The 26,082-nt window shown below is 45.9% G+C and carries 22 protein-coding genes; 18 read left to right on the top strand and 4 right to left on the bottom strand.

Annotation, left to right across the window (positions count from 1 at the left end; genetic code table 11):
* Window positions 1-403 precede the first annotated feature (403 nt).
* The 12 genes from CCC70_RS07290 (at window position 404) to CCC70_RS07235 (ending at window position 13,215) form a co-directional block, all read left to right on the top strand.
* The gene (locus CCC70_RS07290; protein WP_114001811.1) at window positions 404-838 is read left to right on the top strand and encodes an RrF2 family transcriptional regulator; all 435 of its coding nucleotides are present in this window, start codon (window positions 404-406) and stop codon (window positions 836-838) included.
* 152 nt (window positions 839-990) lie between these two features.
* Window positions 991-1,854, top strand: a complete 864-nt coding sequence (locus CCC70_RS07285) for a substrate-binding domain-containing protein (protein WP_114001810.1) — start codon at window positions 991-993, stop codon at window positions 1,852-1,854.
* Window positions 1,855-1,977: 123 nt separating this feature from the next.
* The gene (gene pstC / locus CCC70_RS07280) at window positions 1,978-2,835 is read left to right on the top strand and encodes a phosphate ABC transporter permease subunit PstC (RefSeq protein ID WP_118061759.1); all 858 of its coding nucleotides are present in this window, start codon (window positions 1,978-1,980) and stop codon (window positions 2,833-2,835) included.
* On the top strand, window positions 2,825-3,739 hold the full coding sequence (gene pstA, locus CCC70_RS07275; RefSeq protein ID WP_195567273.1) for a phosphate ABC transporter permease PstA: 915 nt from the start codon (window positions 2,825-2,827) through the stop codon (window positions 3,737-3,739). Before pstC ends, pstA begins: the two co-directional genes overlap by 11 nt.
* 9 nt (window positions 3,740-3,748) lie before the next feature.
* On the top strand, window positions 3,749-4,507 hold the full coding sequence (gene pstB, locus CCC70_RS07270; RefSeq protein WP_015526284.1) for a phosphate ABC transporter ATP-binding protein PstB: 759 nt from the start codon (window positions 3,749-3,751) through the stop codon (window positions 4,505-4,507).
* A 4-nt stretch (window positions 4,508-4,511) separates the two neighbouring features.
* Complete coding sequence (gene phoU / locus CCC70_RS07265) at window positions 4,512-5,195, top strand: phosphate signaling complex protein PhoU (RefSeq protein ID WP_278603457.1); 684 nt, start codon at window positions 4,512-4,514, stop codon at window positions 5,193-5,195.
* Between the two features lie 186 nt (window positions 5,196-5,381).
* Complete coding sequence (locus tag CCC70_RS07260; protein ID WP_330577148.1) at window positions 5,382-7,064, top strand: sensor histidine kinase; 1,683 nt, start codon at window positions 5,382-5,384, stop codon at window positions 7,062-7,064.
* Window positions 7,065-7,326: 262 nt separating this feature from the next.
* On the top strand, window positions 7,327-8,655 hold the full coding sequence (locus CCC70_RS07255) for a hemolysin family protein (protein ID WP_287084556.1): 1,329 nt from the start codon (window positions 7,327-7,329) through the stop codon (window positions 8,653-8,655).
* A 155-nt stretch (window positions 8,656-8,810) separates the two neighbouring features.
* Window positions 8,811-9,362, top strand: coding sequence for a TetR/AcrR family transcriptional regulator C-terminal domain-containing protein (locus CCC70_RS07250; protein ID WP_287084554.1), 552 nt, complete (start codon window positions 8,811-8,813; stop codon window positions 9,360-9,362).
* 210 nt (window positions 9,363-9,572) lie between these two features.
* Complete coding sequence (locus CCC70_RS07245) at window positions 9,573-10,127, top strand: HdeD family acid-resistance protein (RefSeq protein ID WP_015526279.1); 555 nt, start codon at window positions 9,573-9,575, stop codon at window positions 10,125-10,127.
* 56 nt (window positions 10,128-10,183) lie between these two features.
* On the top strand, window positions 10,184-11,560 hold the full coding sequence (locus CCC70_RS07240; protein WP_278603460.1) for a radical SAM protein: 1,377 nt from the start codon (window positions 10,184-10,186) through the stop codon (window positions 11,558-11,560).
* A 206-nt stretch (window positions 11,561-11,766) separates the two neighbouring features.
* A complete protein-coding gene (locus CCC70_RS07235; protein WP_118752848.1) occupies window positions 11,767-13,215 on the top strand; it encodes a uracil-xanthine permease family protein in 1,449 nt (482 codons plus the stop codon).
* Window positions 13,216-13,589: 374 nt separating this feature from the next.
* Here CCC70_RS07235 and CCC70_RS07230 read toward each other — a convergent pair whose 3' ends face one another.
* The gene (locus tag CCC70_RS07230) at window positions 13,590-13,778 is read right to left on the bottom strand and encodes a hypothetical protein (RefSeq protein WP_015526276.1); all 189 of its coding nucleotides are present in this window, start codon (window positions 13,776-13,778) and stop codon (window positions 13,590-13,592) included.
* A gap of 509 nt (window positions 13,779-14,287) precedes the next feature.
* Window positions 14,288-15,151, bottom strand: coding sequence for a class I SAM-dependent methyltransferase (locus tag CCC70_RS07225; protein ID WP_092069884.1), 864 nt, complete (start codon window positions 15,149-15,151; stop codon window positions 14,288-14,290).
* A gap of 393 nt (window positions 15,152-15,544) precedes the next feature.
* Here CCC70_RS07225 and CCC70_RS07220 point away from each other — a divergent pair, with 393 nt between their 5' ends.
* The 5 genes from CCC70_RS07220 to CCC70_RS07200 all read left to right on the top strand — a co-directional run bounded on the left by CCC70_RS07220 (window position 15,545) and on the right by CCC70_RS07200 (window position 21,611).
* Window positions 15,545-16,828: an aminotransferase class I/II-fold pyridoxal phosphate-dependent enzyme gene (locus CCC70_RS07220; protein ID WP_022427351.1), complete on the top strand. Its 1,284-nt coding sequence runs from the start codon at window positions 15,545-15,547 to the stop codon at window positions 16,826-16,828.
* A 72-nt stretch (window positions 16,829-16,900) separates the two neighbouring features.
* Window positions 16,901-18,301, top strand: coding sequence for a L,D-transpeptidase family protein (locus CCC70_RS07215; RefSeq protein ID WP_287084552.1), 1,401 nt, complete (start codon window positions 16,901-16,903; stop codon window positions 18,299-18,301).
* Window positions 18,302-18,368: 67 nt separating this feature from the next.
* The gene (locus CCC70_RS07210; RefSeq protein WP_044961514.1) at window positions 18,369-19,409 is read left to right on the top strand and encodes a D-alanine--D-alanine ligase family protein; all 1,041 of its coding nucleotides are present in this window, start codon (window positions 18,369-18,371) and stop codon (window positions 19,407-19,409) included.
* Between the two features lie 64 nt (window positions 19,410-19,473).
* Window positions 19,474-20,862: a UDP-N-acetylmuramoyl-tripeptide--D-alanyl-D-alanine ligase gene (locus CCC70_RS07205; protein WP_287084551.1), complete on the top strand. Its 1,389-nt coding sequence runs from the start codon at window positions 19,474-19,476 to the stop codon at window positions 20,860-20,862.
* A 149-nt stretch (window positions 20,863-21,011) separates the two neighbouring features.
* Entirely contained in the window at window positions 21,012-21,611 is a 600-nt protein-coding gene (locus CCC70_RS07200) for a hypothetical protein (RefSeq protein ID WP_287084550.1), read from the top strand.
* A gap of 289 nt (window positions 21,612-21,900) precedes the next feature.
* On the opposite strand, the gene CCC70_RS07195 is transcribed toward CCC70_RS07200, so the two are convergent.
* Window positions 21,901-22,101: a hypothetical protein gene (locus CCC70_RS07195; protein ID WP_059086679.1), complete on the bottom strand. Its 201-nt coding sequence runs from the start codon at window positions 22,099-22,101 to the stop codon at window positions 21,901-21,903.
* 32 nt (window positions 22,102-22,133) lie between these two features.
* Window positions 22,134-22,400, bottom strand: a complete 267-nt coding sequence (locus CCC70_RS07190; RefSeq protein ID WP_015526267.1) for a hypothetical protein — start codon at window positions 22,398-22,400, stop codon at window positions 22,134-22,136.
* 227 nt (window positions 22,401-22,627) lie between these two features.
* Here CCC70_RS07190 and CCC70_RS07185 point away from each other — a divergent pair, with 227 nt between their 5' ends.
* Entirely contained in the window at window positions 22,628-24,886 is a 2,259-nt protein-coding gene (locus CCC70_RS07185) for a hydratase (protein WP_059086680.1), read from the top strand.
* Window positions 24,887-26,082 lie beyond the last annotated feature (1,196 nt).

The raw sequence follows: 26,082 nt of genomic DNA, 5'->3' as shown, positions 1-26,082 counted from the left end.
TATTTGCGGCGCTCCTGAATGCCTGTTCAAGCAGGCTGCCGGAGCGCCGGTTTTATTCTTGATTTCATCGAATTAAGTAAGCCCTCTGTGGGGCTGGTTACTGTTCACTGGTAAGGTCCCGCGAAAAGCAATAAGCAGTGTGTGGGGACTTGCTTGTATCTTGTAGCTTTTTCAGGTATAATAGAGAAAACAAACAAAACCTATTAACAATATAAAGAATAAAGTCTGCAAAGCAGATTCTGCTTCCTATGAAAGAAGATACAGGAAGCTGCCTGTGCATCACAGAGAAGGGTGCCGGTTATGGAATACAGAGGAATATTTCCGGCTGAACAGCTGCACAATAACAGAAAGAGCAAAATGCTATAAATCAGAAGAATACTGAAATATTGGAGGTAAATATTACATGAGGATTTCTACAAGAGGAAGATATGCGCTGAGACTGATGTTGGATCTTGCTACAAATTATACAGGAAAACCGATCCGCCTGAAGGATGTGGCGAAGCGCCAGGAGATCTCAGATAAATATCTGGAGCAGATCATATCCATCCTGAATAAAGCAGGCTTTGTCCGCAGTGTCCGTGGCCCTCAGGGCGGCTATGCACTGCAGCAGACCCCGGATAAATACACGGTTGGAATGATCCTTCGTCTCACAGAAGGAAGTCTTTCCCCTGTGGAATGTCTGGACGACAACGGAGCCATCTGTGACCGTGAGGAGAACTGCGTCACCCAGATCCTCTGGAAAAAGCTGGATGATGCCATCAAAGGTGTGGTAGATCATATAACACTGGAAGACCTGATGAATTGGCAATCCGTGAAGGCGGACGAGTATATCATATAAAAAAGCTGCGTAAGCAGCTTTTTTTTATCCCGTTTTTTTAACCAACATTTTACAAAACTGCGATTTTATATTTTACCTTCCATTCCTATAATAACACCTGTACTTAAGCAGTGAGCAAGTAAAAATGATCATAGAAATGAGGAGAAAAAATCATGAAAAAAAGAATCGCAGGCGTCTTAACAGCAGCACTTATCGGAACTACAGTAATGGGAACCGTTGTAATGGCAGCACCATCCGGAGCGATCGACGTAATTTCCCGTGAGGACGGATCCGGAACACGTGGAGCATTCGTAGAGCTGTTTGGGATCGAAGAAGAAAAAGACGGCGAGAAAGTAGATATGACAACACAGGAAGCAAGCATCACAAACAACACAGATGTAATGCTTACCACAGTAGCAGGCGATGAGAACTCTATCGGATACGTATCCCTTGGTTCCCTCAACGATACAGTAAAAGCAGTAAAGATCGACGGAGCAGAGGCAACAGCAGAGAACGTTGCAGATGATACATACAAGGTAGCACGTCCGTTCAACATCGTAACAGGCGACAAGCTCAGCGATGCAGCACAGGATTTCATCAACTACATCATGAGCTCTGACGGACAGGACATCATCGAAAAAGAAGGTTACATCAAAGTAGATGAAAAAGCAGAGGCATACAAAGCCGGAGATGCAAAAGGCAAAGTCGTAGTTATGGGATCTTCTTCCGTAGGACCTGTAATGGAGAAGCTTGCAGAGGCATATCAGAAAACAAACAAAAACATCACAGTAGAGGTTCAGGTCAGCGACTCCACAACAGGAATCAACAGCGCAACAGAGGGTGTATGTGATATCGGAATGGCATCCCGTGAGCTGAAGGACGAGGAAACAGAGAAAGGTGTTAAAGCTACAGAGATCGCAAAAGATGGTATCGCAGTCATCGTAAACAACGACAATGACCTTGAGGAGCTTTCAAGTGACCAGGTAAAATCCATCTTCACAGGTGATATCACAGACTGGGAAGACGTGACCAAATAAATTCCCAGGTAAAAAACGATTGAAGTATCTTACAAAGAGCGGCGATCATGACAAGGTCAGGAAAGCCGCTCCGTTATATATCAGCACAGTGGATATCCACTGGGACAGAGAGAAAGGTGTCTTATGAATCATTTAGGAGAAAAGGCCATGAAGGTCGTTTTTCTCATTGCGGCCTGTGCGTCGGTTCTTGCAGTATTTCTTATCTGCGTGTTCCTTTTTGCAAACGGTCTTCCTGCAATGGGAAAGATCGGTCCCTTAAAATTCCTCTTCGGAACAGAATGGAGACCAACAAACGATAAATTCGGAATCCTGCCAATGATCGTGGCAAGTATTTATGTAACTGCAGGAGCAATCCTTATCGGAGTGCCGATCGCACTTTTTACATCCGTATTCATGGCAAGATATTGCCCGAAAAAAATCTATAAACCACTGAAATCCGGTATTGAGCTTATGGCAGGCGTTCCATCCATCGTATATGGCTATTTTGGTCTGGTTCTCCTGGTACCGCTGATCCGCCAGCTGTTCGGAGGAACCGGAAGCAGTATGCTGGCAGCATGTATCCTTCTGGGAATCATGATCCTTCCGACGATCATCGGAGTTACGGAATCGGCAGTACGAAGCGTTCCGGAAAGCTATTATGAAGGCTCACTTGCGCTTGGCGCAACAAAAGAAAGAAGCATTTTCTTTGTTATGCTTCCGGCAGCAAAGTCCGGAATCCTGGCAGGCGTTGTCCTTGGGATCGGACGTGCCATCGGTGAGACCATGGCCGTGATCATGGTAGCCGGAAACCAGCCACGTATGCCGAAGGGACTTCTTCAGGGTGTCCGTACCATGACTGCAAACATCGTAACAGAGATGGGATATGCATCAGGACTTCACAGAGAAGCACTGATCGCAACAGGAGTTGTACTCTTTGTATTTATCCTGATCATCAACTTAAGTCTTTCACTGCTGAACAGGAGGGCGGAGCATGCAAACTAATGTATCAGTAGCCGCGGATCCTGCGGTAGAAACAACCATGAAAAAAAGGAATACACTTACCATAGGAGATCAGCTGAAGTCTTATGCAAGACATCCTGGCGCAGGAGTCCTGGCATTCCTCACATTGCTGGGAGCAGTGATCACTTTTGCACTGCTGTTCTTCCTGATCGGCTATGTGCTTGTAAAAGGTATTCCTTATCTGAATGCAAGTCTGTTCAGCCTTACCTATACCTCAGAGAATGTTTCCCTTCTCCCGTCACTGATCAATACCCTGATCATGACACTGGTATCTCTGGCGATTGCCGCTCCGGTAGGAATTTTTGCAGCGATCTTCCTTGTAGAATATGCAAAAAAAGGCAGCCGTTTTGTAAAACTGATCCGTATCACCGCAGAAACACTTTCCGGTATTCCATCTATCGTATATGGTCTGTTCGGTATGCTGTTCTTTGTAACTGCACTGCATTGGGGCATGTCTCTTCTTTCCGGTGCCCTGACCATGGTGATCATGGTACTTCCCCTGATCATGCGTACCGCTGAGGAAGCGCTGAAATCCGTTCCGGATTCTTACCGTGAGGCAAGCTTCGGACTTGGAGCAGGCAAGCTCCGTACTATTTTTACTATCGTACTTCCCTCCGCAGTTCCCGGAATCCTGGCAGGTGTGATCCTGGCCATCGGACGTGTGGTAGGCGAGACAGCAGCACTTCTTTATACCTCCGGTACTGTTGCGGCAGTTCCAAACAGCCTGATGGGTTCCGGACGTACCCTGGCACTTCACATGTATGTGCTTTCCAGCGAGGGACTTCATGTAAACCAGGCATCTGCAACAGCAGTAGTCATTCTGGCATTTGTACTTGTTATCAACGGACTGTCCGGTCTGGTAGCCAGAAAAATTGCGAAAGGATAATGATCGATCATGAGTGAAAATACAAAAATTTCAATTGACAATATGAATCTCCATTACGGAAGCTTTCATGCCCTGAAGGGAATCAATATGGAGATCCCGGAAAAAGAGATCACAGCATTTATCGGACCAAGCGGCTGTGGTAAATCCACACTTCTGAAATCCTTAAACCGTATGAACGACCTTGTGGAGGGCTGTACCATCACAGGAAAGGTAGAGCTTGACGGGGAAGATATTTACGGAGATATGGACGTGAATCTTCTGCGTAAACGTGTGGGAATGGTATTCCAGAAGCCCAATCCGTTCCCGATGAGCATTTATGATAACATTGCATACGGCCCGAGAACACACGGTATCCGTTCCAAGGCGAAGCTGGACGAGATCGTGGAAAAATCTCTCCGTGATGCGGCCATCTGGGATGAGGTCAAGGACCGCCTGAAAAAAAGTGCTCTTGGAATGTCGGGCGGACAGCAGCAGCGTCTCTGCATTGCCCGCGCCCTGGCAGTACAGCCGGAGGTGCTTCTTATGGATGAGCCCACATCTGCCCTGGACCCGATCTCCACTTCCAAGATCGAGGATCTGGCAGTAGAGCTTAAAAAGGATTACACCATTGTCATGGTCACACATAACATGCAGCAGGCAACCCGTATCTCCGACAAGACAGCATTTTTCCTTCTTGGTGAGGTTGTGGAATTTGCGGATACAGACAAGCTGTTCTCCATGCCGGCAGATAAGCGTACAGAGGATTATATTACAGGAAGGTTTGGTTGAGATTATGTCAGAACGTTTTGTAAGACAGCTGGAAGAGCTTCACGTGGGACTGATCACCATGGGAAGTCTCTGTGAAAAAGCAATTTCACTTTCTGCCAAAGCTATTCAGGGTGAAGGCGGGATGACTCTCATTGGCAAGATCTTTGAGGCGGAAAAAGAAATCGATGCACAGGAAAGAGAGATTGAAAATCTCTGCATGAAGCTTCTTCTTCATGAGCATCCGGTAGCCGGAGATCTGCGATCCATTTCCGCAGCGCTGAAGATGATCTCCGATATGGAACGCATCGGTGATCAGGCAGCAGATATTGCGGATCTTTCCAAGCATATCGAGGACAAAGCAGTTACCGGAGATATCATTAATATCCGGAAGATGGCAGAGGATACTGTCCGGATGGTTACAGAAAGCATCGATGCCTTTGTAAAGGGTGATCTTGAGCTTTGCAGAAAGGTTATTGACGATGATGATAAGGTGGACGATGCCTTCAATGATATTAAGGAAAAGCTGGCCGAGGTCCTGAATAACGGAAAGCCGGATGCAAGCATCGGTCTGGATATCCTTATGGCTGCAAAATATTTCGAGCGTATCGGTGATCACGCTGTGAACATTGCAGAGTGGGTGGAATATTCCATCACAGGAAACCACAGAAGCGGTTCCAGCCATACAGATAACTATTTTGTTGAGGAATAGAAATAAGTAAGAGCAGATTGCAAAGAGTTGCATTATTGTAAAAAAGTGCTGTGGTATTGAAAGGATATCACAGCACTTTTTATAATGTGATGAAATTTACAAGGATTTAACTTTTTCCGGATAATTATTTTTACATTGCTTTTGTAAAATGCTATATAGATTTCGGAGAAAGGAAAGGGCTGAGCTTTGAGTAAAAAAATATTTAAGTATATCATGCTGGTTTCATCACTGATCACAGTACTGGGACTGGCATTTGTCGTGGGGATCCTTTATCACTATTTTCAGGGACAGCTGATGGGTGAGCTGAAGAAAGAAGCCGTGTATATTTCCAGAGGTGTGGAAAGTGCCGGGACGGATTATCTGAAGAAGCTGAATGATGAGGAGTCCAGGATCACCTATGTGGATGAAAGTGGAAAAGTTATCTACGACAATGAGGCAAATGTGGAAAGCATGGATAATCACGGACATCGCAAGGAGATCCGTGAAGCAGAGATTAACGGAGAAGGTGCGGATGAAAGAATGTCATCCACGCTTTCCGAAAAAACAATGTATTATGCAGTACGCCTTGAAAATGGCAATGTGCTGAGAGTTTCCAGTAACCAGGCTTCTGTATGGATGCTGCTCCTGCAGCTGCTTCCGCCTTTTGCTGCAGTTCTGATACTTATGCTGCTCCTGTCCGGCGTATTTGCATCCAGGCTTTCCGGGAAGGTTGTGGAACCTCTTAATGGGCTTGATCTGGAGCATCCGGATGAGAATGATGCCTATGATGAGGTACAGCCGCTTCTTAGCAAGATCGGCAGACAGAGCCGGCAGATCCGTCTGCAGCTTGAGGCAGCCAGAAGACAGCAGAAAGAATTTTCTATTATCACGGAGAACATGCAGGAGGGACTTCTTGTGATCGACCGTTATACCATGGTACTTTCTGTCAACTCCAGTGTGGGAAAGCTTCTTAAAGTAAAGGAGATCAAAACAGGAGAAAGTGTATATCTTCTGAACCGCTCGGAGGAGTTTCGAGGTGTCGTTGGGCAGGTCCTTGAAGGAAAGCATGAGAACAAGATCCTTCGTCTGGATGGCAGTGAGATTCAGGTGATCGCCAATCCTGTCACAAGAGAAAATAAGACAGAGGGTGCGGTGATCCTTCTGGTGGATGTGACCGAAAAAGTAGAAAGGGAACAGCTGCGAAGAGAATTTTCCGCCAATGTTTCCCATGAATTGAAAACGCCGCTGACTTCCATTTCCGGATTTGCTGAGATCATGCAGGACGGATTTGTGAAGGATGAGGATGTGAAGGTTTTTGCAGGACGCATCTATAAGGAAGCGCAGAGACTGATCCGTCTGGTTGGAGATGTGATCCGGATCTCCCGTCTGGATGAAGGCGGATTGCCGTATCAGTGGGAAAAACTGGATCTTTACAGTCTGACTCATGATATTTTTTCTACCTTACATGAAGCTGCCGAAAAGCAGGAAGTGCATATGTATATGGAAGGCGGAAGTACAGTGCTGGATACAGTGCCGACGATCATGGAAGAGGTTCTCTATAATGTCTGCGATAATGCTGTCAAATATAACCGCCGGGGTGGAGAGGTCTTTGTGAGACTGAAGGATGGCGAGGATGCAGTTCGCGTGAATGTGCGGGATACAGGGATCGGTATTCCGAAGGAAGATCAGGAACGCATTTTTGAACGCTTTTATCGGGTGGACAAAAGCCATTCCAAGGAAATCGGCGGAACCGGCCTTGGCCTTTCTATTGTGAAGCACGGGGTAAAAACTCTGAACGGCAGGCTGTGGCTTAACAGTGAACCGGGACAGGGAACCGAGATCATTATGGAATTTCCGAAACATCATATGGAAGAGGAAGCAGCAGAGTGAACATAGGTCGTGCAGCGATGATGTTCATAGGCATGCAGCAGAGTGGAAGATGAACGGCCGTTCTGTTGTATGCATCTGCTGTTTTTTATATCGTAGTATATTGCTAGTTGGAGGTTGATGGTTTGACAGACTGGAAGGGTTATGCTATCTTATGTAATAATAATCAGAATAAGCAACAGGAAAGCGGATGATAACGGTCCGCTTTCTGTATTATAATTGGTTCGGAATAATTCCGGACGACTATACTGAGGGGAATAAAAATATGATACAGGCAATTGTTTTATTGGTGTTCCTGATCTTTCTGAATTCTGTTTTCGCAGGTGCGGAAATGGCGGTTCTGTCCATGAATGAAGCGAAGATGAAGGAGCTGGCAGAAGAGGGAGATCACCGGGCGCAGATTTTGATAAAGCTTACAGAACAGCCGGCACATTTTATGACAGCGATCCGTGTAACGGTAACTACGGCAGGATTTCTGCAGAGCGCTTTTGCGGCAGAATATTTTGCACAGCCGATGACAGAGGCACTGATAAAGACAGGGATAGATGTACCACAGAATGTTCTGAAGATCGTATGCATGATCATTGTGACCATACTGCTTTCCTATGTAAGTCTTCTGTTCGGAGAACTGGTGCCAAGACGTCTGGGAATGAAAAATCCGGATGAGCTGTCTCTGCGTCTGGCAGGACTTCTTAAGATCGCGATGATCGCAGTCTGGCCGGCTACTGCACTTCTGACAGTAACTGCCAATGGTGTGCTGTATCTGATGGGGATCAAACCGGAAGAAAAAGAGGAGCAGGCCACAGAGGAAGAGATCCGTATGCTGCTTACAGAGGGAAATGAACAGGGCAGCATCCAGCAGGAAGAAAGCGAGATGATCCAGAATGTTTTTGACCTGGATGATACTGCGGCAGATGAGATCTGTACACACAGAAGAGATGTGGTTGTCCTCTATATGGAAGACTCCGATGAGGAATGGGAACGGATCATCAGAGAGAACCGTCACACCTTTTATCCGGTATGCGGGGAAGATCAGGATGATATTATCCATATTCTGGACACCAGAGATTATTTCCGCCTGGATGACAGATCCAGAGAAGCTGTTCTGCATCATGCCTGTTATTCGCCGTTTTTTGTACCGGAATCCATGCGTGCCAACCTGATCTTCCGGGAAATGAGGGAAAAACGGGATTATTTTGCAGTAGTGCTGGATGAATATGGCTGCTTTGTAGGAATTGTCACTCTGCATGATCTTGTGGAGACGCTGGTGGGAGATATTGACGACAGGACAGATCTGCCGAAGCCGGATGATATTGAGAAAACAGGAGAACATATCTGGAAAATACAGGGAGGAGCGATCCTGGATGATGTGGCAGAGGTCATAAATGTGGAGCTTCCTGTAGAAAAATATGATACTTTCAGCGGCTTTGTCTGCGGAGTTCTGGAACGTGTACCGGAGGACGGAGAACAGTTCCGATGCAGCTGGAAAAACCTGGATATTGTGGTAAATCAGGTCAGAAACCATACCGTTGTGGAGGGAATCGTTCATGTTCAGCCAGAGAAAAAAGTGCAGGAACAGAAAGAAGAGATCTGACAAAACCTTGTTCAGCCAGGTCATGGGACAGTTATCGAGAGAAAGATCTCCGGGGATTTATGGACATTTTCGAACATGTTGTTGCTTGAAAGTATGTTATTTTTATGACATAATAAGGAAATAACCCGAGGAAAGCTTGTGATGGGGGAGAGAAAATGCCAGGTTTTACAAGACAGATCATACTGCATACACTGACGGAACTTATGAACGAAAAACCATTGTCCAAGATTACGGTAAAGGACATCGTGGAACGCTGTGGAGTAAACAGGAATACATTTTACTACCATTTCAGAGATATTCCGGATGCAGTGGAAGCAATGGTAAAGGAAGAGCTGAATGACATTCTGAAGGATCAGAAAGCACCGGAATCAGTCAGCGACTGTATGGAAATCCTTGTCAACGCAGTTCAGAAGAACAAAAAAGCCATGATACATCTGTACCGCTCGATCCAGAGGGATGTATTTGCCGATTATCTGGATTATGCCGCAGAGCGTGTGGTGGAGGAGCTGATCAGCAGGGCGGTCGGAGACTTTGAAATGGATCAGGAAGATAGGCATCTTATAAGCCGGTATTATAAATGTGTATTTGTGGGAGTGATCCTGGACTGGCTACGGCATGATATGGATTATGATATCCTGTCAGATATGCATAAGCTGGAGTATATTTACGAGAAGAGCCTTGAGAGTCAGTACAAAAATCTGAAATAAAAGCTATGATCTCAACTAAATGAAGATTAAAAATATCCATTTAGCTGTAGAACAGGAATGTCCTCGAATATTATTAAGGTATAGAAACGGTTAATTTTGAGCTGGTGTCTGAAATTTAGGCACTGGCTCTTTTTTGTCTGTTTTTTTAAACGACACAGAGATGTATAATTCAGTACAATAAATGAGAAAAAATTATCAAGGAGGGAACGTATGGATGACCTGAAACAGCTGAAGCTTGTAAAAAACATCTACATCGTCATGTCATTACTGTTCTGTGTGCTGGGTATTTTTCTGATGGCAAGGCCCAAAAGCTCTGTAAAAATGCTGTGCGTGCTTATGGGAATCATGCTGATCCTGTACGGAGCTATTAAGATCAGCGGATATTTCACGAGAGATGCTTTCTGTCTGGCATTTCAGTTTGATCTGGCTTTCGGGATCTTGCTGATGGCAGTGGGAGTGATCCTGATAGCCAGAAAAAATTTCGCAGTGGATCTTATTTTTTCCGTGTTCGGAATCCTGATTCTGGCAGATGCCCTGTTTAAGATCCAGATGTCTGTAGATGCGAAGAGATTCGGTCTGGCGTTGTGGTGGCAGATCCTGCTGATCGCACTGGTCACCGGAGTGATCGGAGTTCTGGTTTTTATCAGACCATTTGAAGCAGCAGCTATGATGATGGTGTTGGTAGGATTTTCCATTTTACTGGAAGGGATCCTCAATCTATGGGTCGGGATCCTGACGATCAAGATCATCAAGAGTCGGCTTTAAACATAAACATAAAAATAACCAATCACTTTAGATAATAACATAGGAGGAAATAGAGTATGGGAATCGTAGACAAAGCAAAACAGGCAGCGATCGCAGCTACCGTAACAAAAGCACTGGATTATCTTGAGAAGGATCCGGAGACAAATATACCGAAGATCATGGAAATGGTTGATAAAGTAACACCGGATGGCTGGTATGCAGGACAGAGAAATGCGATCCGTCACTCCATCGAGGCAAAGGACAACTGGTATCAGCTGATCCTTCGTATGTATCAGCTGGATGCAGGCGTACGCCAGACATTTTTCCGCAACTTTATTGTAAATGCCAGTCTTAAGGGAAGCGCAACGCAGGAAAAGGTATCAGAAGAGAATGACTGCAATGTACCGTGGGCAATTCTTCTTGATCCTACCAGCGCATGTAACCTTCATTGCACAGGATGCTGGGCAGCAGAGTATGGACATAAGCTGAACCTGGATCTTGAGACCATCGATTCTATCGTAAAACAGGGTAAAGAACTGGGAACCTATATGTACATCTACACAGGCGGTGAGCCACTGGTCCGCAAAAAGGATCTCATTAAGATCTGTGAGATGAATCCGGACTGCGAGTTCCTTTCCTTCACAAACGGAACTCTTATTGACGAAGAATTCTGTCAGGAAATGCTCCGTGTGAAAAACTTCGTTCCGGCTATCAGCCTTGAGGGAACAGAGGCAACTACAGACGGACGTCGTGGAGATGGCGTATACCAGAAGGTTATGCACGCCATGGAGCTTCTGAAGAGTCACGGCCTTCCGTTCGGTGTTTCCACATGCTACACATCCGCAAACGTAGATGCAGTAAGCAGTGAGGAGTATTTTGATCATCTGATCGAGTGTGGAGCTTATTTTGCATGGTTCTTCCACTATATGCCGGTTGGAAATGATGCAGCAGCAGATCTCCTTCCCACACCGGAGCAGAGAATCAAAATGTACGACAGCGTCCGCAAATTCCGTGCCACAAAATCTCTTTTCACTATGGACTTCCAGAATGATGCAGAGTATGTAGGCGGATGTATCGCAGGTGGCCGTCGTTACCTCCATATCAATGCAAACGGAGACGTGGATCCTTGTGTATTCATTCATTTCTCCAATGCGAACATTAAAGAATGTACACTCCTTGATGCACTGAAGAGTCCGATCTTTATGGAGTATCACAAAGGTCAGCCGTTCAATAAGAACATGCTTCGTCCATGTCCGATGCTTGAAAATCCTGAACTTCTCCGCAAGATGGTTGAGCGTGCAGGAGCGAAATCTACAGATCTTCAGTCTCCGGAAACAGCGGAGCATCTCTGTGCAAAATGTGATCACTATGCAGAGGTATGGAAGAAACAGGCCGATGAGCTCTGGAGTGAGAGCCAGGCAAAAAAAGCTGCAAAAAAATCAACAACTTGTTAATTAACACTTGATATAGATGTTGGGATACTGTATAATGAACCCGTTTTTCAGGAGTCTGAAATAACAGTTCAGATAAGAGTGTCGAAACAGAAGAGACACGATACGTGTACTGACAGATAACAGGGCGGTTATATTCAGCAGTGGGTATAACTGCCTTCTTTTTTATGTTATCGTCAGGACATAGGGAAAGAAAGGATGGATTCATTATGGAAAAACAGGAGAAAAACACAGCCAGCCCTTATGAGCTGGACGGACGCCCGCCTCTTAAGGTGGCAATTCCCCTTGGACTGCAGCACGTGCTTGCCATGTTTGTGGGTAACCTTACCCCGCTTCTGATCATTACGGCGGCCTGCGGGATCGAAGCAGGAGGGGATCTTCAGGTTGCATTACTTCAGAATGCAATGCTGATCGCAGGAATTGTTACACTTGTACAGGTCTTTACGATCGGACCGGTCGGTGGCAAGCTTCCTATCGTTATGGGAACAAGTTCAGGCTTCATCGGTGTATGTCAGAGTGTTGCCGGAGTCATGGGAAATGGTATTGTTGCCTATGGTTCGATCATGGCAGCCTGCTTTATCGGCGGTCTTTTTGAGACTGTTCTGGGAAGCTTTCTGAAGCCCTTGAGAAAATTTTTCCCATCTGTTGTAACAGGTACGGTTGTACTTTCAATCGGTCTTTCACTGATCGGTGTGGGAATCAGTTCTTTCGGTGGCGGAAGCTCCGCAAAGGATTACGGTTCTCTTGAAAACCTTTTCGTAGGCTTTGTAGTTCTGATCGTGATCATTGTACTGAAGCATGGAACAAAAGGCTTCACAAGCTTTTCTTCAATCCTCATCGGTATTATCGTGGGATACATTCTGGTAAGTATCATGGCTATGGTACTTCCTACAACATTTACATATGTAGATGACACAGGTGCTACTGTGGAGGCTACAAAGGCCTGGGTTCTCAACTGGGACAAGGTTGCTCAGGCAAAATGGTTTGCGGTACCGGCACTGATGCCTGTAAAATGGGTATTTGACGCGCGTGCGATCGTGCCGATCCTGATCATGTTTATTGTAACTGCAGTTGAAACAGTTGGTGATATTTCCGGAATCACAGAGGGTGGTCTTGGAAGAGAGGCTACAGACAAAGAGCTTTCCGGTGGTGTTATGTGTGACGGACTTGGATCTTCCTTCGCAGCACTGTTCGGTGTGCTTCCGAACACATCCTTCAGTCAGAACGTTGGTCTGGTTGCAATGAATAAGGTTGTAAACCGTTTCTGTATCGCTACAGGAGGAATCTTCCTGATCGCATGCGGACTGTTCCCGAAGCTTGCTGCACTGATCTCCATCATGCCGCAGAGCGTTCTTGGCGGCGCTGCTGTTATGATGTTCTCATCCATTGTTGTTAGCGGTATCCAGTTAATCACCAAGTGGCCGATCGGACCGAGAAATGTTACGATCGTTTCCGTAGCACTTGGTCTTGGTTATGGACTTGGCTCCAATACAGCGATCCTGGTGCATCTGCCACAGGCGATCAGCCTGATCTTCGGCGGTTCCGGTATTGTTCCGGCAGCAGTGTTTGCTATTATTCTTAATATTGTTCTTCCGAAGGATGAGAAGAGTGAGATTGAGAGAGCTGAGGAGATGCTTGAGAAAGTTAAGAATAAATAAAAAAGTGTAAGAATAAAAAGAGTTTTTTTCTTTTTTGAGACTGTTGGACTTTATTGGTCTGACGGTCTCTTTTTTTATATGTTTTTATTTTTTTTATTTTTAGGATAAAGGTTCGGCCTTTTGGAAGGCGGTAATTTGCGAGAAGGGGAAGCACTCGGAGTTGCGAAGGCCGTCTCCCCTTCTCGCGCTCTTCCCCTCCTGGCCACGCCGCTGTTCGGCGTTGTAGTGGGTGTGAATGTTCTGACAGGGTGCGGGATTCGGGGGTGTCGAGAAGGGGAGGCTGTGCCGATCTGTTGGATAGTGGATAATAATAAAAGGATCTGTAAAAGGCGAGATTTTACAAATAGTTCTGCCTTTTTCAGATCCTTTTTTGGTTAGTAATTGTAGGCTCCCTCATAAGCATTGCATCGTTCCTTCCGATGTCCCTGCTCTACACAGGAGCTGCACCGGTCACAAAATTCCTGCTCATAGCAGGTAGAACAGACACATCCCTTACAGGCATCCCGGTCATAAGCCGGCGTGCAGGTAAAAGGAAGAGTATCCTTCGTAGTTTCCGTACTCATAAAGATCACGCTCCTTTTTTCTATATTATAGACCTATCAAAAAAGCGTTTCAATATAAATAATCAGAAAATATAAAGAAATACCTGATAAAAAATTACTTTTCACTCCGTTCTCAGTAACACGCTTCGCGATGCACAGAATTTATACTGATCGTATAAATTCGCGCGGTATGTCTCGGGTTTTCTGTGACCTTCGCTCACAAAAAACACCTCGCGGGATATTACCAGTGAATAGTAAGGATAAAAATTGGCACAATGCGTCACATCCAACACAGTAGAATCCATCATCCTGCCAATACAGAATCACATCCCAAAACGTCGAACAACGGCGTGGCCAGGAAGGGAAGAGCGCGAGAAGGGGAGACGGCCTTCGCTAACTCCGAGTGCTTCCCCTTCTCGCAAACCTGCCCACGCCAAAGTGTCCTCTTGAAAGGAAAAACCCCAACTCACAGCAGTTCGCAACAGCAGAAAAAAAGTGCCAGCTAATAAGGATGCCACAACATCTCTATCCTACCGGGAGGAGCTCCACCGTCCGGAAGCTCCGCAAGGAAGAACCAGACCACTTTCTGTTACAGGAAGTCCGATCTCCTGTGACTCTACATTACCCTTCCAGGGTTTCAGCTCCGTAGCAAGCATATAAGTCAGAACAGCCGGTGCAAGACCTGTAGTATAGGAATTTACCAGGAAAAACAGCGGATCGTCACTGAGGATCTTCGTACAAAGCTTGATCAGCGGATGGATCGCATCCTCGATCTTCCAGATCTCGCCCTTAGGTCCGCGGCCGTAAGAAGGCGGGTCCATAATGATCGCATCGTAATGATTTCCTCTGCGGATCTCACGTTCTACGAACTTCACGCAGTCATCCACAAGCCAGCGGATCGGTGCACCGGAAAGTCCGGAAGCAGCAGCATTCTCTTTTGCCCAGTTCACCATACCCTTGGAAGCGTCCACGTGAGTAACGGAAGCGCCGGCTGCAGCTGCAGCCAGAGTAGCGCCGCCGGTATAGGCAAAAAGATTCAGCACCTTGATCGGGCGTCCTGCATTGCGGATCTTTTCACCGAACCAGTCCCAGTTCACAGCCTGCTCCGGGAAAAGTCCTGTATGCTTGAAGCTGAAAGGCTTCAGATTAAAAGTAAGGTCTTTGTAATGGAGCTCCCACTGATGAGGCAGATCAAAGAACTCCCACTCACCGCCGCCACGGCTGCTTCTGTGATAATGTCCGTTCATATGCTTCCAGCCACGGTTTTTGCGGGGAGTATCCCAGATTACCTGCGGGTCCGGACGAACCAGAAGATAATCTCCCCAGCGCTCCAGCTTTTCTCCTTTTGATGTATCAATAACTTCATATTCTTTCCATCCATCTGCAATCCACATGATGATCAATACCTCTTTCATAATAGTAAATTTATAAGATATATATAGCATTTTTATATAGCATTTCCGGAGATTACTGTACCAGATCCGGCCGATCGGGACGTGAATCCATAAAAACGCCATAATAATGTTTTTTCCAGTATAGAGGAAAAATGGATGCTGTGCAAGAGAAGTGCAGAATTTTCCACGAAAGATTTGACAACAGCGCTTTTACATACTAAAATGTACGCAGAGATTTTCTGCCGGGGCAGAGGCTTCCCGCTTCCGTGAAACTGTGGCTGTTTTTTGCGGAAGAGATTTTGCAGAGAATTCCTGACAGACAGAAATCGTTAACAGAAGAAACACAGCAACCGCAGATATGAAACTGTGCACAAAAAGAGGAGAAGCAAACTTATGAAAAAATATTGTGAGATGAGCAGGGAAGAGCTACTCGATTTAAAGAAAGAACTTGACCGTGAGTTTGACGAGATCAAAGCCGAAGGTCTGGCACTGGATATGTCCCGTGGTAAACCTGCACCGGATCAGCTTGATCTTTCCATGAAAATGATGGAAGTACTTGCAGGGGATGCAGATCTGAAATGTGAGACCGGTGTGGACTGCCGTAACTATGGAGTCATCGACGGAATCCCGGAAGCCAAGAGACTTCTCGGTGAGATGTCAGAGGTAGAGCCAGAGAATATCATCATCTATGGTAACTCCAGTCTGAATGTAATGTTCGATACCATTGCACGTTCCTATTCCCACGGAGTAATGGGAAATACACCATGGTGCAAGCTTGACAAGGTGAAATTCCTCTGTCCTGTACCAGGATACGACCGTCATTTCCGTATCACAGAATTTTTCGGCATTGAGATGATCAACATTCCGATGACTCAGGAAGGCCCGGATATGGACATGGTTGAGAAATATGTCAATGAAGATCCGGCAGTAAAAGGAATCTGGTGTGTTCCGAAATATTCCAATCCGCAGGGCTACACTTATTCCGAAGAAACAGTTAAGCGTTTTGCGCATCTGAAGCCGGCTGCACCGGACTTCCGTATTTACTGGGATAACGCTTACAGCATCCATCATCTCTATGATGACAATCAGGATTTTCTTCTTGAGATTCTTGATGAGTGTGCAAAAGCAGGAAATCCGGACATTGTTTATAAATTTACTTCTACCTCCAAGGTAAGCTTCCCTGGTTCCGGTATCGCAGCAGTTGCTGCATCCAAAGCGAACCTGGATGACTTCCGCAAATACATGACCGTACAGACCATCGGACACGACAAACTGAACCAGCTTCGTCACGTTCGTTTCTTCAAAGATATCAACGGACTGCATGAGCATATGAAGAAACACGCAGACATCCTTCGTCCGAAATTCGAGCTTGTTCTCGCAACACTGGATAAAGAACTTAATGGACTTGGAATCGGTGAGTGGACCAAACCTCACGGCGGATATTTCATTTCCTTTGATTCTATGGAAGGCTGTGCGAAAGCCATCGTTGCCAAAGCAAAAGAAGCAGGCGTTGTTATGACTGGAGCCGGCGCAACCTATCCATATGGAAAGGACCCGAAAGACAGCAATATCCGTATTGCGCCAAGCTACCCAAGCGTTGAGGAGCTTGGCAAGGCAGCAGAGGTATTTGTTCTCTGTGTGAAGCTTGTAAGTGTGGAAAAACTTCTGGAGAAATAAATCGATCACATCAGACTGCCCGGTATTTCAGCATGCGTAATACCGGGCAGTCATAACTATTGGAGAGAGCTCATGGATGAGGAAAAAGAAAAAATGAAAACAGGCAAAAAGTTGGTCATTGCACTGATCATGATCCTGCTGATCCTTACAGCAGGGGCTTATGGATATGGTGTACACTATTTTACAGATCATTTTTTGCCGGGATCTCAGGTGAATGGTTTTAACTGCTCCTATAAAACTGCAGATGAAACAGAAAAGCTTCTTGCAAAGGAAGTGCAGGCATATGTTCTTACCGTTGAGACAAGAAACAACGGAAAAGAGAGCATTACCGCAAAAGAAGCCGGCCTGGTCTACAAGCCGGATGGCGGAGCCAAAAAGCTGATCAAGAAACAGGCCCGGTACAAATGGTTCCTTGCTTTTAATCAGAAGAAAAAATATACACTGGCAACGGATACTGCTTATGAAGATCAGAACAAGCTGACAGAGGCTGTGAAGAATCTGAAATGCATGCAGAAGGACAATATGGAAAAGCCTGCAGACGCATGCATTAAGGATAATGGCGAAACCTACGAGATCCAGCCGGAAAAAGAAGGAACGACTCTGGATACAAAAAAGGTTCAGAAGGTGATCCGTGCAGCTGTTTCCGCAGGAGACAAAACAGTTAGTCTGGAAAAGAAAAACTGCTACAAAAAACCATCGATATATAAAGACGATGAAGCTCTGAAAAAAGATTGTGACCAGATGAACAAGCTTACCAGCTGCGTGATCACCTATGATTTTTCGGACCGGTCGGAACAGCTTGACCGAAATACCATCAAAGACTGGCTGGTCAGGGACGCAAACGGAGATTATATAGTAAATAAAGATCAGGTTGCAGCTTATGTGAACAGCCTGGGATATAAATATGATACCTTTGGCTGCACGAGGACATTTACCACCTACGATGGTCGCCAGAAGACTATCAAGGGCGGTGATTACGGATGGGCTATCGATCAGACCACAGAGACTGAATGGCTTTATAATGCCATTCTTGCAGGAACTACAGAAGTGAGACAGCCGGCGTATGCTTACAGTGGACTTTGCAGAGATACCAATGATATCGGAAATACATATGTAGAGATTGACCTGACCAACCAGAGAATGGTATTCTATAAAGACGGACAGCTTCTGGTAGATACACCGGTAGTTACCGGCTGTGTCCGAAAGGGCCATTCCACACCAACCGGATGCTTTGCACTGGATGCCATGCGTTCACCGGCAGTTTTGAAGGGACCTGGATATGCATCACCGGTTACATACTGGATGCCGTTTTCCGGAGGAGTCGGAATCCATGACGCAAGCTGGCGTTCACAGTATGGCGGGCAGATCTATATCACAAATGGTTCTCATGGCTGTGTAAACACCCCGAAGGATAAGGCGGCAATCATTTATAATAATATTAGTGTAGGAGTACCAATCGTAGTTTATGAATAAGAGATTAAAAGAAATATTAAAACAATATGAAGAAAGAAAACACAAGATCATCAAGGGAGATGAAAGTATGAATATCGTTGTATTGGCAGGCGGAACCAGTACAGAAAGAGAGATCTCCATCGTAACAGGAACCGGTGTCTGCAAGGCACTTCGTAAAAAAGGCCATAATGCCATTCTTGTAGATATTTTCTGCGGACTGGAGCCGGTGGACTGGGATGAGCCCTTTGGAGATAAAGATTATGAGGTAGATTCTGCGGCAGAGTATATGAGAAGCTTCGATGATGATATCGAAGAGATCAAACGCACAAGAAGAAGCTTTTTCGGACCGAATGTACTGGAATTGTGTCAGGCAGCAGACATTGTATTTATGGGACTTCACGGTTCCAACGGAGAGGATGGAAAGGTTCAGGCAACCTTCGATCTTCTGGGGATCCGTTACACAGGAACCGGATATTTAAGCAGTGCCCTTGCTATGGATAAGGGCCTCACCAAGAAGATCTTTCTCATGGATCAGGTACCGACACCGAAGGGCGTTTCCATGCTGAAAGAAAACTGTACAAGAAACATCCATGATCTTGGTATGGAATTTCCTGTTGTTGTAAAAACATGCTGCGGTGGTTCCAGCGTAGGTGTTTATATTGTAAACAACCAGAAAGAATATGAGGATGCCATTGATGGTGCTTATTCTTATGAAGATGAGGTAGTTGTTGAAGAGTATATCAGGGGTCGTGAGTTTTCCGTTGCAGTTGTAGACGGAAAGGCTTATCCGATCATTGAGATCGCACCGAAGCAGGGCTTTTATGATTACAAGAACAAATATCAGGCAGGCTCCACAGTAGAAACCTGTCCGGCTGAGATCTCACCGGAACTGACTGAGAAGATGCAGCATTATGCGGAAGCTGGCGCAAAGGCTCTCTGCATTGAGGGCTATGCACGTTTTGACTTCATGATGAAAGAAAACGGTGATATGTACTGCCTGGAGGCAAACACACTTCCAGGAATGACACCCACCAGTCTGATCCCTCAGGAAGCAAAGGTCCTGGGAATCGACTATCCGGACCTCTGTGAAGAACTGATCCGCATTTCTTTTAAGAAATACAGCAAATAAAATATCTGACCGTAACTCCTCCTGTTGACAGGAGGAGTTTCTGGCAAAAGAAAGGATTTTATTCATGAAAAATCTTACATTGGAAAATATCACAAAAGTCTGCAATGGTATTTACCACGGCCCGCAGGAAAAACTTCAGGAGGAAGTGACTGCGATCACAACGGACAGCCGTAAGGTGGAAAAAGGAGGTCTTTTTGTACCGGTAGTAGGAGAGCGTGTGGATGCTCACCGTTTTATTCCGCAAGTAATGGAAGCAGGTGCACTCGCGACCTTATCCGAGAGAACTCTTGAAGGGGCGGATCATCCGTATATCCAGGTAGGCTCCTCCCTTCAGGCAGTAAAAGACATTGCGGAGTTTTATCTGGAGCAGCTTGATATTCCTGTTGTGGGAATCACAGGAAGCGTTGGAAAGACCAGCACAAAAGAGGTGATCGCCTCTGTGCTGAAGGAAAAATACCGTACACTGAAAACCCAGGGAAATTTCAACAATGAGCTGGGACTTCCACTGACAGTATTCCGCCTTCGTGATGAAGATGAGATCGCAGTTCTGGAAATGGGAATCAGTGATTTCGGTGAGATGACCCGTCTTGCAAAGATCGCAAAACTGGACACCTGCGTGATCACAAACATCGGAACCTGCCATCTGGAAAACCTTGGAGACAGAGACGGCGTCCTGAAGGCAAAAACAGAGATTTTTCAGTATGTGAAGAGAAATATCGTACTTAACGGTGATGATGATAAGCTTTCTACAGTAAAGGAATACAACGGCATGCAGCCAGTATTTTTCGGAAACGGAGAAAATGCTTCTGTTACCTGTGAAAATGTGGAAAGCCGTGGCCTGAAGGGAATGAGCTGTGACATCTGTCTGAAGGGAAAAATGGCAGAGAACGGAGAGTTCCAGATATTCCATGTAGATATTCCAATGCCGGGACGTCATATGGTATCCAATGCACTGGCAGCAGCAACTGTGGGCAGACTTTACGGACTGAATGCAGAGCAGATCAAAAATGGCATCGAAAGCCTGGAACCGGTCAGCGGAAGATTCAATATGATCGAGACCGATAAATTCATGATCGTAGATGACTGCTACAACGCAAATCCCATGTCCATGAAGGCTTCCCTGGATGTTCTTCAGGACGGACTTGGAAGAAAGGTTGCCATTCTTGGCGATATGGGTGAGCTTGGAACGGATGAAGCTGCACTTCATGAAGGTGTAGGCGTTCATGCAGGTCAGTGCAGGATCGATGCATGCATCTGCGTAGGACCACTTGCAGCCCATATCGCGGAAAAGGCATCTCAGACCAATCCGGACCTGACAGTCATCCGGGAAAAAGATCTGGAAAGCCTTCTTAAGAACCTGAACACATATGTGAAACCTGGAGATACCATCCTCGTAAAGGCTTCTCACTTCATGAAATTTGAAAATGTAGTCAAAGCACTGCAGGAAATGTAAAAAGACCGAAAACAGGGGCAGCATTTGACGAACGAAAATTCTTTCCAGTTAAGTTATATAGAAGTATAATATTCCTAAGGCGATGAGCAGTGCGGCTATAGAACAAAAGCACGCTCAGGCACTGTGCGGCAGTGAAAAAGGGAGGGCTTATGCTGGAGATGATCATGAAGCTGAACATCCCGCTTTACGTCATGACATCCATGGGATGTATCGGCGGTCTGGGGATGCTGGCAACAAACCTTACCTACCGAAGAATGATCCGAAATACGCAGCGATTACAGAATCTCAAAGAAAAATGGCTGAACCTGTGGAAATCAAGGGACAGGCTCTGGCATCGGATGAACCGATTTGTGTGGTATCCGTCACTGTTTTGTACATTTCTTCTTGGAATGTCTGTTTTTCTCAACAGCAGACTGGGATACAGGGAAGGATTGTCTATGCTTTATCTTTATATAGGGGCGGCAGTGCCGGTAGTACTGCTTCTTCTTCGTCAGGCATTGGACTTTTCTTATAAGGAAGAGCTTGTGATGGCTACTCTTGCAGATTATGTGGAACAGGTCCGTACCTGGGTGGAGGAAGTACCGGTCGCAGAAAAGCCGGATCCTGTTCTGCAGGAAGAAATCGTAGATAAGATCACCAGAAGTATCCGTCAGACGGCTGCTACCGGAAGTCACTTCAGCAAGATGCTTTCTCCGGAGGAGGAAGAGATCATGCGGGAGATCATACGGGAGTTTATGAATGCAGAGTAAAAACATATCCCGGTATATTTGAGAAAATACAGAAATGTACACAAAGATATTCCGGAATAAGGGAACCGGATGCAATGATTTTGGGAAATGTTGAAGATTAACCGAATCAGGTAAGTTTCCTGTTTCAATTGCGAAAAGCAATAAGCAGCAGGTGGGGACTTGAGGATATCCGCTTGACAAAATATATACTTATAAAAAACTCTCCGGCAGATACGATTCTCTGTATCCGCCGGAGAGCTTTTTTATGTATGCAGTTGTGTAAGATAAGGAATTTATCAGCTATACCTTATCAACCCATGGAGATTGGGCCGCCACGGAGCTTGCCGGCTGTGGTGATCCTCTTGATCGCAACCATGTAAGCTGCCATACGGAGCGTTACGTTTTTCTCCTGGCTGAGAGCATAAACTTCATTAAAGGCAGTAAGCATGATCTTCTGAAATATACCTCCCAGATTGGGGATTTCTGAAAAAAGAGAACGCAGGATAAGCATCCGTGGCTTTCCTGCGTCCTTTTATATGTTACTCAGTCTTCCTCGATCACCTGGATCTCCAGGTAGTCGAATTCAATATGTTCAATGAAATTATCCTGATAAAAGCGGGCCTTATCATGCTTTTTGAAATCCCGCACTGTGGCATCCAGCCAGATAGGATTTCCCAGATCCATCTGATAACAGATTTCCTCAAGTCCGTGAAAGATCTTGTGGGTTCTGGTATCATCGCTGTCGTCACAGACAACGGTGTCCTGAAGCATGCGATTGTCTTTCCATATTTTTCCCCATAAACGAAACATAAACAGTACCTCCGTATTGAAACTGCCACAGCCGGCAGAATATGAATATCCGTCCGATATGGTCTTCAGTATAGCGGATTTTGCAGGGAAAGTAAAGCACAGGACAATAACGCTTGTACGCAAAACAATGCACCAGGTGTGCTCACTTTTATTGACTAATGTGTAAAAATCCTCTATAATAAACGAAATTATGAAAAAAAGAATCATTACAGATTGGAGGAACCGAAATGAAACTTTACGATACCGGCGTTTATCTTCAGAACGGACAGGAAATCATTCCCGAGAACCAGGCTGATCTGCCTGTAGCGAAAGAAGAGGCTGCTAAGAATACCATCGCATATTCTATTCTCAAGGCTCATAATAAATCCGATAACATGGAGAAACTTCAGATCAAATTCGATAAACTGACTTCCCATGATATCACATTTGTGGGAATCATCCAGACTGCAAGAGCTTCAGGACTTGAGAAGTTCCCGGTACCATATGTACTGACCAACTGCCATAACTCCCTCTGTGCAGTAGGCGGAACCATCAATGAAGATGACCACATGTTTGGTCTCACCTGTGCCAAAAAGTACGGCGGAGTTTATGTACCGCCTCATCAGGCAGTTATCCATCAGTTTGCAAGAGAAATGCTTGCAGGCGGCGGAAAGATGATCCTCGGTTCCGACAGTCATACAAGATACGGAGCACTTGGAACCATGGCTATGGGAGAGGGCGGACCGGAGCTTGTAAAACAGCTTCTCTGCCAGACATACGATATTAATATGCCAGGAGTAGTTGCTATTTATCTGAAAGGTGCTCCACGTCCGGGTGTAGGACCGCAGGATGTAGCGCTTGCCATCATCGGCGAGGTTTTTGCCAACGGCTATGTGAAGAATAAGGTTATGGAGTTCGTTGGACCAGGCGTTGCCAGCTTAAGCGCAGATTTCCGTATCGGTGTTGATGTTATGACAACGGAAACCACATGTCTTTCCTCCATCTGGCAGACAGATGCGAAGATCGAGGAATTCTATGCGATCCACGGAAGACCGGAGGATTACAAAGAACTGAAACCGGGCAACGTTGCATACTATGACGGCTGTGTAGAGATCGACCTCAGTGAGATCAAACCAATGATCGCAATGCCGTTCCACCCAAGTAACACCTACACCATCGATGAGCTGAAGGCAAACCTTGACGATATCCTTGCAGATGTGGAGAAGAGAGCACAGGTAAGCCTTGACGGAAAGATTCCGTTCACATTGAGAGACAAGGTAGTTGATGGCAAGCTTTATGTTGAGCAGGGAATCATCGCCGGCTGTGCAGGCGGTGGATTCGAGAATATCTGCGCTGCAGCAGATATCCTCAAGGGCAAAAATATCGGCCATGATGCCTTCACCTTAAGTGTATACCCGGCAAGTACTCCAATCTACATGGAACTGGCTAAGAATGGTGTTCTTGCAGAACTGATCGGAACAGGCGCAGTTGTGAAAACTGCATTCTGCGGACCGTGCTTCGGCGCCGGAGATACACCTGCAAACAATGCATTCAGTATCCGTCATACAACCAGAAACTTCCCGAACCGTGAAGGCTCCAAGATCCAGAACGGTCAGATCTCTTCGGTTGCACTTATGGATGCACGTTCCATTGCAGCTACAGCAGCAAACAAGGGATTCCTTACCTCAGCAGAGGAGTTTGACGGAAGCTATTCCGAGCATAAATACTACTTTGATAAGTCTATCTACGAGAACCGTGTATTTGACAGCAAGGGCGTGGCAGATCCAAGCGTAGAGATCCAGTTTGGACCGAATATCAAAGACTGGCCGGAGATGGCTGCACTTGCAGACAACCTGATCCTGAAGGTTGTTTCCGAGATCCACGATCCGGTTACTACCACTGACGAGCTGATCCCGTCCGGTGAGACATCCTCCTACCGTTCCAATCCGCTTGGACTTGCAGAGTTCACACTGTCCAGAAAGGATCCGGCTTATGTTGGCCGTGCAAAAGAGATCCAGGCAGCACAGAAGGCGATTCAGGCAGGTAACTGCCCGGCAGAGGCTGTTCCGGAACTGAAACCGGTTATGGAAACCATCCATAAATCCTATCCGGATGTTGATAAGACAAACCTTGGCGTAGGAAGCACCATCTTTGCAGTGAAACCTGGCGATGGCTCTGCCAGAGAGCAGGCTGCATCCTGCCAGAAGGTACTTGGCGGCTGGGCAAACATTGCCAATGAGTATGCAACCAAGAGGTATCGTTCCAATCTGATCAACTGGGGTATGCTTCCATTCCTGATCCCGTCCGGAGATCTTCCGTTCAAGAACGGTGATTATCTGTTCTTCCCGGGAATCCGCAAGGCGGTTGAGGAAAAAGCAGACGTGATCAAGGGATATACTGTTGAAGGTGACGCTCTGAAGGAGTTCGATGTAACTCTGGGTGAGCTGACAGATGATGAGAGAGAGATCATCCTTAAGGGTTGTCTGATCAATTATAATCGTAAATAGATGCAGGGATTGAACATATGTAGAGCGTGAAGGCGTTGGAGCTGTGTTCATGAATATGCTGCAGAGCGGAATGTAGTAATTTAAGAATTTCCGTGTTGTTTTGCAGACTGGTGACCGTTTTGATCGAGGTCGCCGGTCTGCTTTTTTACTTTTAGAGGTGTGGTTGTGGGAAGTTTTTAGGGTTGTGGATACTTATGACGATGCGGACGCGTGAGGTGTCCTGTGGGGAGCAGAGGCTGTCGTTTCGCCTGGTCATACTAAGCGTCTGAGGCAACCTGTGAAAAGGCCGGCCCATAACTCGCCATGTACGCTGATGCGTACCTGGCTCAGACAGATGGGCCTTATTCTGCGGCCTGTATCCGCAGAATACCTTTCCACAGGTCACCTCAGCCGCCAAGTATGACCAAAGGCTCACTCCGAAGCCCTGCTCCCCACAGGACACCTCACGCTGACATTTCCAGAGACAAACCCCAGCCCCGGTAAAAATATCAAGAAAAGCTCAACATCTCAATCCCCTGCAAACATTGCAATGTTTGCAGGGCCAATACAGTCACACAGAAACTTTTCTAACTAACTTTCCATGTTCGAAAGTCAGGTCGTGAAGGACGGGCGGGGTGGGTGACTCTGCAGGAGTCGTAGTACTTCTTAGGCCGCGGGGAGGCTGCGTTGCTGGAAAAATCCCAGCTGTTTGAGCGTAAGCGAGTTCTGGGATTTTTTCAGCGGTTTTAGCAGAATCCCCGCAGCCTTAGAAGCACTAGACCTCCGAAGCCTCACCCGCCCCGCCCGTCCTTCACGGCCGTCCGTTCGCGACATACCCTACCTTTACAACTTCACAATAGTATAAATTAACAGAAAATAATAAAAAACACAAACAAATTATAAAATATAAACACATAATAAAACAAATAAATAAAAATAATAGCATAAAAAACACAAAAATGTATTGACAAATACCCGCAACGATGTTATTATAAGACCATCAAAAACAACAAGAGAAAAACAAAAACAAAAAAGAAAATCATTCAATTCATAGCATAGATGCACATGAAGGATGAAGAAAGGAAAAGGTGATTCCAGTGGGAACATAAACAAACACCATCATCAATATGGGAGTGACAGGAACCGGATTTCCTGCAAGAAAGACCTGATACAAATCACATATGATACACCTTAAGAAAACAGAAGTTTCTTTTATG

The organism is Blautia sp. LMAG:89 (assembly GCF_008679485.1).
Lineage (GTDB): Bacteria > Bacillota > Clostridia > Lachnospirales > Lachnospiraceae > Blautia_A > Blautia_A fusiformis.
The sequence above is the reverse complement of the archived record's forward strand: the minus strand, read 5'-3'. Positions and strand labels throughout refer to the sequence as shown.

Bases quoted from the DNA above. Each gene is read 5' to 3' on its own strand.
- CCC70_RS07285 (WP_114001810.1), top strand. From the start codon at position 991: ATGAAAAAAAGAATCGCAGGCGTCTTAACAGCAGCACTTATCGGAACT.
- CCC70_RS07190 (WP_015526267.1), bottom strand. From the start codon at position 22,400: ATGTTTCGTTTATGGGGAAAAATATGGAAAGACAATCGCATGCTTCAG.
- CCC70_RS07185 (WP_059086680.1), top strand. From the start codon at position 22,628: ATGAAACTTTACGATACCGGCGTTTATCTTCAGAACGGACAGGAAATC.
- CCC70_RS07245 (WP_015526279.1), top strand. From the start codon at position 9,573: ATGGATGACCTGAAACAGCTGAAGCTTGTAAAAAACATCTACATCGTC.
- CCC70_RS07195 (WP_059086679.1), bottom strand. From the start codon at position 22,101: ATGCTTATCCTGCGTTCTCTTTTTTCAGAAATCCCCAATCTGGGAGGT.
- CCC70_RS07220 (WP_022427351.1), top strand. From the start codon at position 15,545: ATGAAAAAATATTGTGAGATGAGCAGGGAAGAGCTACTCGATTTAAAG.
- CCC70_RS07210 (WP_044961514.1), top strand. From the start codon at position 18,369: ATGAATATCGTTGTATTGGCAGGCGGAACCAGTACAGAAAGAGAGATC.
- CCC70_RS07205 (WP_287084551.1), top strand. From the start codon at position 19,474: ATGAAAAATCTTACATTGGAAAATATCACAAAAGTCTGCAATGGTATT.
- CCC70_RS07250 (WP_287084554.1), top strand. From the start codon at position 8,811: ATGCCAGGTTTTACAAGACAGATCATACTGCATACACTGACGGAACTT.
- CCC70_RS07225 (WP_092069884.1), bottom strand. From the start codon at position 15,151: ATGTGGATTGCAGATGGATGGAAAGAATATGAAGTTATTGATACATCA.
- CCC70_RS07240 (WP_278603460.1), top strand. From the start codon at position 10,184: ATGGGAATCGTAGACAAAGCAAAACAGGCAGCGATCGCAGCTACCGTA.
- CCC70_RS07215 (WP_287084552.1), top strand. From the start codon at position 16,901: ATGGATGAGGAAAAAGAAAAAATGAAAACAGGCAAAAAGTTGGTCATT.
- CCC70_RS07235 (WP_118752848.1), top strand. From the start codon at position 11,767: ATGGAAAAACAGGAGAAAAACACAGCCAGCCCTTATGAGCTGGACGGA.
- CCC70_RS07255 (WP_287084556.1), top strand. From the start codon at position 7,327: ATGATACAGGCAATTGTTTTATTGGTGTTCCTGATCTTTCTGAATTCT.
- pstC (WP_118061759.1), top strand. From the start codon at position 1,978: ATGAATCATTTAGGAGAAAAGGCCATGAAGGTCGTTTTTCTCATTGCG.
- pstA (WP_195567273.1), top strand. From the start codon at position 2,825: ATGCAAACTAATGTATCAGTAGCCGCGGATCCTGCGGTAGAAACAACC.
- CCC70_RS07200 (WP_287084550.1), top strand. From the start codon at position 21,012: ATGCTGGAGATGATCATGAAGCTGAACATCCCGCTTTACGTCATGACA.
- CCC70_RS07230 (WP_015526276.1), bottom strand. From the start codon at position 13,778: ATGAGTACGGAAACTACGAAGGATACTCTTCCTTTTACCTGCACGCCG.
- CCC70_RS07290 (WP_114001811.1), top strand. From the start codon at position 404: ATGAGGATTTCTACAAGAGGAAGATATGCGCTGAGACTGATGTTGGAT.
- pstB (WP_015526284.1), top strand. From the start codon at position 3,749: ATGAGTGAAAATACAAAAATTTCAATTGACAATATGAATCTCCATTAC.
- phoU (WP_278603457.1), top strand. From the start codon at position 4,512: ATGTCAGAACGTTTTGTAAGACAGCTGGAAGAGCTTCACGTGGGACTG.